This window comes from Streptomyces sp. NPDC111507 (assembly GCF_055638955.1).
Map to the genome: position 1 here is coordinate 40,080 of NZ_JBVKBU010000008.1, position 6,451 is coordinate 46,530.

At 72.6% G+C, this 6,451-nt stretch carries 3 protein-coding genes and 2 pseudogenes; 1 reads left to right on the plus strand and 4 read right to left on the minus strand.

Features of this window, described 5'->3' with window-relative positions:
- Positions 1 to 72: 72 nt before the first annotated feature.
- From ACZ7M2_RS29590 to ACZ7M2_RS29605, 4 genes and pseudogenes are all read right to left on the minus strand, one after another.
- Complete coding sequence (locus ACZ7M2_RS29590; protein WP_471597868.1) at positions 73 to 669, minus strand: hypothetical protein; 597 nt, start codon at positions 667 to 669, stop codon at positions 73 to 75.
- A gap of 1,060 nt (positions 670 to 1,729) precedes the next feature.
- Positions 1,730 to 3,004: pseudogene (locus tag ACZ7M2_RS29595) on the minus strand (DUF6777 domain-containing protein); the annotation flags it as partial.
- 249 nt (positions 3,005 to 3,253) lie between these two features.
- Entirely contained in the window at positions 3,254 to 4,267 is a 1,014-nt protein-coding gene (locus ACZ7M2_RS29600; RefSeq protein WP_471597869.1) for a serine/threonine-protein kinase, read from the minus strand.
- A 263-nt stretch (positions 4,268 to 4,530) separates the two neighbouring features.
- Positions 4,531 to 5,847, minus strand: a complete 1,317-nt coding sequence (locus ACZ7M2_RS29605; protein ID WP_471597870.1) for an aminotransferase class V-fold PLP-dependent enzyme — start codon at positions 5,845 to 5,847, stop codon at positions 4,531 to 4,533.
- Between the two features lie 334 nt (positions 5,848 to 6,181).
- Here ACZ7M2_RS29605 and ACZ7M2_RS29610 point away from each other — a divergent pair.
- Positions 6,182 to 6,451: pseudogene (locus tag ACZ7M2_RS29610) on the plus strand (hypothetical protein); the annotation flags it as partial.

Consider the following 6,451-nt stretch of genomic DNA (forward strand, 5'->3'; position numbering starts at 1 on the left):
GGGGTGCGGGGGGTGAGGGCTCCGGGTGGGGCGGAGGCCGTGCGGGCCTCCGCCCCGCGCGGGGCGAAACGGTCAGAAGATGCTGCCGCCGCCGGCGCCACCGCCGCCGCCCAGGCCGCCGAAGAGGACGCCCAGCCCGCCCGCGCCGCCCTTGCCGCCGCTGCCGCCCTGGAAGACACCGAAGCCGCCGTTGCCGCCCTTGCCTCCGTTGCCGCCCTTGAGGATGCCGTCGCCGCCGGAGCCGCCGGAGCCGGCGCTGCCGCCGAACAGGCCGGTGCCACCGTCGCCGCCCTTGCCTCCGTTGCCGCCGATGACACCGTCGCCGCCGCCACCACCGCCGCCGCCACCGCCGCCGGACAGGATGCCGTCGCCGCCGTTGCCGCCCTTGCCTCCGTCGCCGCCGACGCCCAGGACGCTGCCGCCGCCGGAGCCACCGGAGCCACCGCCGCCGCCGACGAAGCCGCCGCCTCCGGCACCGCCGTCACCGCCTGCGCCACCGCCGTGGACGAAGCTCACGACATGCGCGGCAGGCATCGGGGCGGCCATCGCGGCGGACGCCGGAAGGACGATGCCCCCGGTGATCACCGCGGCCGAGGCGGCGAGTGTCGCGAGGCGGAAGCCCCGGCGCTTGGAACGGACATCGCTGTGGGTGTGAAAAATACGGGTCATGGGTTTTCTCCTACCGATTAAGGGGACTCTTCTGCCCGCCCCGGAAATTCGGGACGACAGCCGGCGGACCGTTTTACCGGGACCGCCACACCGGGATAATTCGCGGTTTCGGTGAAAGAGAAAACCCTCTGCCGAAGATTTCCGTCCTACCGTCCTGCCTCATTTATTTTCCGGATTTCCTTTCCGGCGAGGCCCGCACTTCAAGTAGGCCCCACGGGCACCGCACGGTCACGTTCCGAGGAGTCGTGACTTGACCCAGCGGGACGAGTCGGGTAAAGCACGCAAAAAGAAGCCGCACGGTGGTCCTGGGACACCGTGCGGCGTATGTGCGCCAGCGCTGCTAGGACCCCTCGGGGCCGGGCTGTTGCTGTTGCTGCCGTCCTGTGTCGGCGGGCGGGGGTCCGGAATTCTGGGGCGCCGTGTTCTGGGGCGCGGAGGACAGGGGGGCCGAGGACAGGGGCGGAGGCGCGGAGGTCTGGGGCGCGGACGTCTTTGGCTGCGAGGAGGGCGGCTCGGAGGACGGGGCCTGCGGCTTCGAGGACTCCTTGGACGACGGCGCCGACTGCTGCGACGACGGAGAGGACGGCTTGCCCGACTCCGACGAGGACTTGTCCTTCGACGGTGACGACTCCTTGCCGGACTTCGACGACTCGGACGGCTTGGAGGGCTTACCCGACTCCGAGGACTTCGACGACTTGCCCGACTCCGACGGCTTACCCGACTCCGACGGCTTACCCGACTCCGAGGACTTCGAGGACTTGCCCGACTCCAACGGCTTGGACGGCTTGCCCGGCTTCGAGGACTTCGACGGCCTACCCGACTCGGACGGCTTGCCCGACTCGGAGGACTTCGAGGGCTTACCCGACTCCGACGGCTTGGAGGGCTTACCCGACTCGGAGGACTTCGACGGCTTGGACGGCTTACCCGACTCGGAGGACTTCGACGGCTTACCCGACTCCGACGGCTTGGAGGGCTTACCCGGCTTCGAGGACTTCGACGACTTGCCCGACTCCGACGGCTTACCCGACTCGGAGGACTTCGACGGCTTACCCGACTCCGACGGCTTGGAGGGCTTACCCGACTCGGAGGACTTCGACGACTTGCCCGACTCCGACGGCTTACCCGACTCCGACGGCTTCGACGGGTTGCCCGACTCCGACGGCTTGGAGGGCTTACCCGACTCGGAGGACTTCGACGACTTGCCCGACTCCGACGGCTTACCCGACTCCGACGGCTTCGACGGGTTGCCCGACTCCGACGGCTTGGACGGGTTGCCCGGTCCCTGCGAGGTGTTGCCGTTCGAGGGTGTCTGTTCCCTGCCCGGCGTGGACGGCTTTGGTGGGGGCGGGGGCGGTGTCGTCTTCTTGTCGTGCTCGCCGCGGTGGTCGCCCTGCTTCCGGGTGAACCATTCGCCCTTCTTCTGGTCCGCCACGACAAACTTCTTCACCGGGCGGGGCGCCGGTGCGACGACGACCACGTGCGAGGACCGGTAGCCGGACCACGACTGGCCCACCGGCCTGGGGGCGGCACTCTGCTGCGCGGCCGGCGGTGTCAGCGGATTCCCGCAGGCGCAGCGCACCCGCGGTACCCCGCGGTCGTCGACCAGGACGGCGGTCCCCGCCTGCAGCACGGCCTGATAGCTGGTGGCAGAACCGTTGCGGTAGCCGTGGTTGGTGACCCGGGTGTCCGCCCGTAGCCGTACGGGGGTGAGGGTGCGCAGATAGCCGGGGACGGCGGAGGGCTGGATGCCCAGCACCGAGGCGAAGGCCGCGTTCTTCGACGGGTCCGCCTTGAGAGCGGTGATCTGCTTCTCCACGTCGCAGCTGGCGACGTTGCGTGTCCCGCCGTAGAGGCCGGGGGCGTCACCGCTCACGCTCCGTACCGCGGTGCCCGTGCCCGTGGCCGTGGCCGTGGAGGGCAGCGAGGGTGTCGCCGTCGGCGCGGTGCTCTCCTTCGCGGTCGACTCCGTGAACGGGTCCGCGCCCGTGCTCCCGGCGGACTGCAGGAAGACCTCGCCCCGCTGCTGGTTCGAGGTGTCGTCGGAGCGGGTGAACACGAGGATCAGGGCCACCGCGGCCACGATCGCGGTGGCGACCACGGCCACCCGGGGCGCGGACTTCCACCACGGGTGGTGCGGGCCCTCGTCGCCGCCCCGGCCCCCGCCGCCGGGTCCGCCGGGCGGTCCGGCCGGCGGACCCGACCGCCCGCCGCCGGGGCGGGTCTCGGCCTCCGGGGGTATGGGCCGGTCCGTCTGGGAAGGCCCCGCCAGCGGCCCCGACGGAGGACCTTTGGGACGGTCGGACGACGGTTGGGACGACGACGGTTCGATGCTCACGAGCTCCACTCCCGGCATCGGGGCCTGCGGCACACAGGCCAGCGGCACAGCCTCAGGAAACCCGCAACACAACCTCCTGCCGTCGGCCCCGCGCCCGCCCCCTCACCCTCCGGCCGTCGGTTCCTCTTCACACCATTGTGTGCGGCCGTCCCGCACACCTCGCAAGCCGACGGCCCCGCACCCCGGCAGGAGCGGGCAGGGCCGGACCGGGGCGTACGGGCGCGCCCCGACCGGGTGTACGGCGTGCGGCTATCCGGGCGTACGGCCGAAGACCGGCCGGGCCCACCGCGGCGGATCCGGCACCGGCTCCGGATCGGGTGCCCGCGCGGGTTCGGCGACCGCGGGGACCACCTGGGTCGGCGCGTGCACGTCCTTGCCGACAGCGGCAGCGGTGTCCGCGCCGCTCGCGGCGGCCCGCAGTGCCGCCACGAACTCCAGGCAGGAGTCGTAACGGTCCTCGGGGACCTTCGCCAGGGCCTTGGCCAGCACGCCGTCCAGCGCCGGCGGGATACCCGGCCGTTGCCCGCTCAGGGGCGGCGGCTGGTCGTACTGGTGCGCCCACAGCAGTGCCATGTCGTCGTCCCGCTGGAAGGGCGGGCCGCCCGCGAGGGTTTCGTAGACGACGCAGGCGAAGCCGTACAGGTCGCACCGGCCGTCCACCGGGCGGCCCGAGATCTGCTCCGGGGCCACGTAGTCGAGCGTGCCGACGAACTCGCCGACGGTCGTGAACCCGGTCAGCGACAGCGACTTCTTCGTCAGCCCGAAATCCGTGAGGTAGACGTACTCGGGATGATCACTGTCCGTACCCCGGGCCACCAGGATGTTGCCGGGCTTGACGTCCCGGTGCACCAGGTCGTGTTCATGGGCCGCGTCCAGCGCCGACGCCACCTGCCCGGCGATCCGCAGCGCGGTCGTCACCGGCAGCGGGCCGTCCCGGTCGAGCAGGGCCCGCAGATCCAGCCCCGAGACGTACCGCATGGCGATGTACAGGACACCGTCCGTCTCACCGGCCTCGAAGACCGGCACGATGTGCGGATGGTCGATGGCGGCGGCCACCAGCGACTCGTGCGTGAAGCGGCGCCGGAAGGTGTCGTTGCGGGCCAGTTCCGGGGCGAGCAGTTTCAGCGCGACCGTACGGTCCAGACGCAGGTCCTTGGCGCAGTACACGACGGCCATGCCCCCGCGGCCGATCTCGCGCTCCACCCGGTAGCCCGCGATCTGCGCCCCGATCAGGCCCGAGGCCCGGCCGGAGTACAGCTCCATGCCCCCCGACGCCGCACCCATCACACACCGCCGCCGGCCCACCGTGCGAGCGCCCCGGGACAGCCCCCCGCGCCGCCGGAACCGACTCCCGGAGCGGGTCCCTGCGCAGCCGTGTGGACGGGCCGCTCACCCATGCCCGAATTCTATCCAGCGCTATCTCCGAGCGCTTGATCACGGCCGGTCCGCAGACGGGCGTCCCGGACGCATCCTTCGGGTTCGGATTCGGATTCGGGGGCGGGGTCGGGGTCGGGGTCGGGCCGGGGTCAGGGCGTGGGGCACAGGGTCAGGTGGCGGCGGGCGACGGACGGCCGGGGCCGGGGCCCCGCGGGCGGGACCGGGGCCGGGGCAGAGGCGAGGGCGGGAGTGGGGGCGGGAGGGAGGGTGCGGGCGGGGCGGGGGCGTTGCGCACCGGCGGTCTCCTCGCGGACGACTTCCCGCAGGACGCGGCCGAAGCGGGCGATGTCCTGGGGGGTGGTGTCGGGGCCGAGGGAGGCGCGCAGGGCGGTGGTGGCGCCGGAGCGGGGCAGGTGGAGCGGGGTTTCCTGCGCGACCGTCTTCCACAGGACGACGCCGCGGGCCGCCAGCCGGCGGCGGACGAGCGCGGCGGGCAGGTCGCGGTGGCGGAAGGCGAGGATGGCGGACTGGACCCGGCCGGGGGTGATCAGTTCGGTGCCGGGGCACTCCTCGACGGCGGCGCGCAGGGCGGGCAGGAGCCCCTGCCCGGCCGGGCCGTCGGGCCCGTCGGGGGTGGCCGTGGCGGTGGCGGTGTGGTGGGCCAGGGCGGCGTTCAGGCCCGCGACGGCCGCGTTCGGCGGCAGGGGGCGGTGGGCGGCGGCGTCCTCGAACGCGGCACGCAGCCGGGGCGCCAGGAAGGCGAACCCGACGGCGTACGGGCCGCGCAGGAACCGCCAGCCGTCCCCCGTCAGCAGCTGGCAGCCGATGCGGCCGGCATCCACGGGGATCTGGCCGACGGAGTAGGAGGCGTCGACGGCGTACACGCACCGGTACGGGGCGAGGATCTGCCCGATCTCCTCGACCGGGTTGACGATTCCGCAGCCGGAGGGGACGTGGACGACCGAGACGAGCGCGACGTCGTCGTCGATGTGCCGGGCCATCCACTCCAGGTCCAGGTCGCCGTCCTCGCGCAGCGGGACGACCTCCACCGTGCAGCGGGTGCGGTCGCGCAGGGCGTAGAGGGAGGTCAGGCGGGCGGCGCTCTCGTAGGGGGTCGTCCAGACGCGCTCGCCGCGGCCGGGGGTGAGGCGGGAGACCAGCGCGTCGAAGGCGCCGGCGGCGTCCGTGACGACGACGGTGTCGGCGGCCGGTACGCCCAGCAGCGCGCCGAGACGCTCGTGGACCTCGGTGCGCAGGACGTCCTCGAGGTCCTCCTCGAGCTCGTGCGGGCCGTAGCGGTCCTCGCGGCTCGCGCAGTCGGCGACGAGTGCGCGGACGGCGGCGGGCATGGCGCCCCAGCCCGCCGTGTCCAGGTGGACCGTCCGGCCCTCCTGGTCCGCGGGCTCCGTGCGGTCCGTGCCGTACGTGTGGTCCCTGTGGTCCGTGGATGACGGCGTCGCGTTCATTTCCGGGGCCTCCCCCCGCTGTCGCCAAATATTGCCAACTTGCTTGGCAATAGATTGCCTAACCTGAGGCCGTGATGACAACGGGGGCTCCGGCGGCGCTCTAGCGGAGGGGCCGCAAAAGCGCTGTTCAACCCCCTCGGGTCCGGCTCCGCACGACCCGCGGAGCGGGGTGTTTGACAAACTTTGCCAGGCATCTGCGCAGGCGGTACGGCGTCTCTCGCCGGCCTCCAGCCCATCTCCAGCGAATACCGAGCAGATCCCGAGGAGGCGTTGCCAAGCTTCTTGGCAAGAAGTTACCAACGCAGATTCGCTTCATTGCCACGGAGGAGCTGTCATGAAGAACCTCGTCGCCCGCCTCGCCGTCACCGCCGCCACCGCCGCCGTCGCCTCCGCCGTACTCACCGCGGGCGGCATCAGCACCGCCGCGGACGGCATCGGCTGGCCCAAGGCGGCGAGCACCACGACCGCCGCCTCCGCGGAGGGCAACATCGGCTGGCCCAAGACCACCGCCACCACCGCCTCCGCCACCGACGACATCGGCTGGCCCAAGGCCACCGTCGTCTCGGCGAACGGCAACATCGGCTGGCCCAAGACCACCGCCACC

Coding starts and splice junctions, on each gene's coding strand:
- ACZ7M2_RS29590 (WP_471597868.1), bottom strand. CDS start 669: ATGACCCGTATTTTTCACACCCACAGCGATGTCCGTTCCAAGCGCCGG.
- ACZ7M2_RS29605 (WP_471597870.1), bottom strand. CDS start 5,847: ATGAACGCGACGCCGTCATCCACGGACCACAGGGACCACACGTACGGC.
- ACZ7M2_RS29600 (WP_471597869.1), bottom strand. CDS start 4,267: ATGGAGCTGTACTCCGGCCGGGCCTCGGGCCTGATCGGGGCGCAGATC.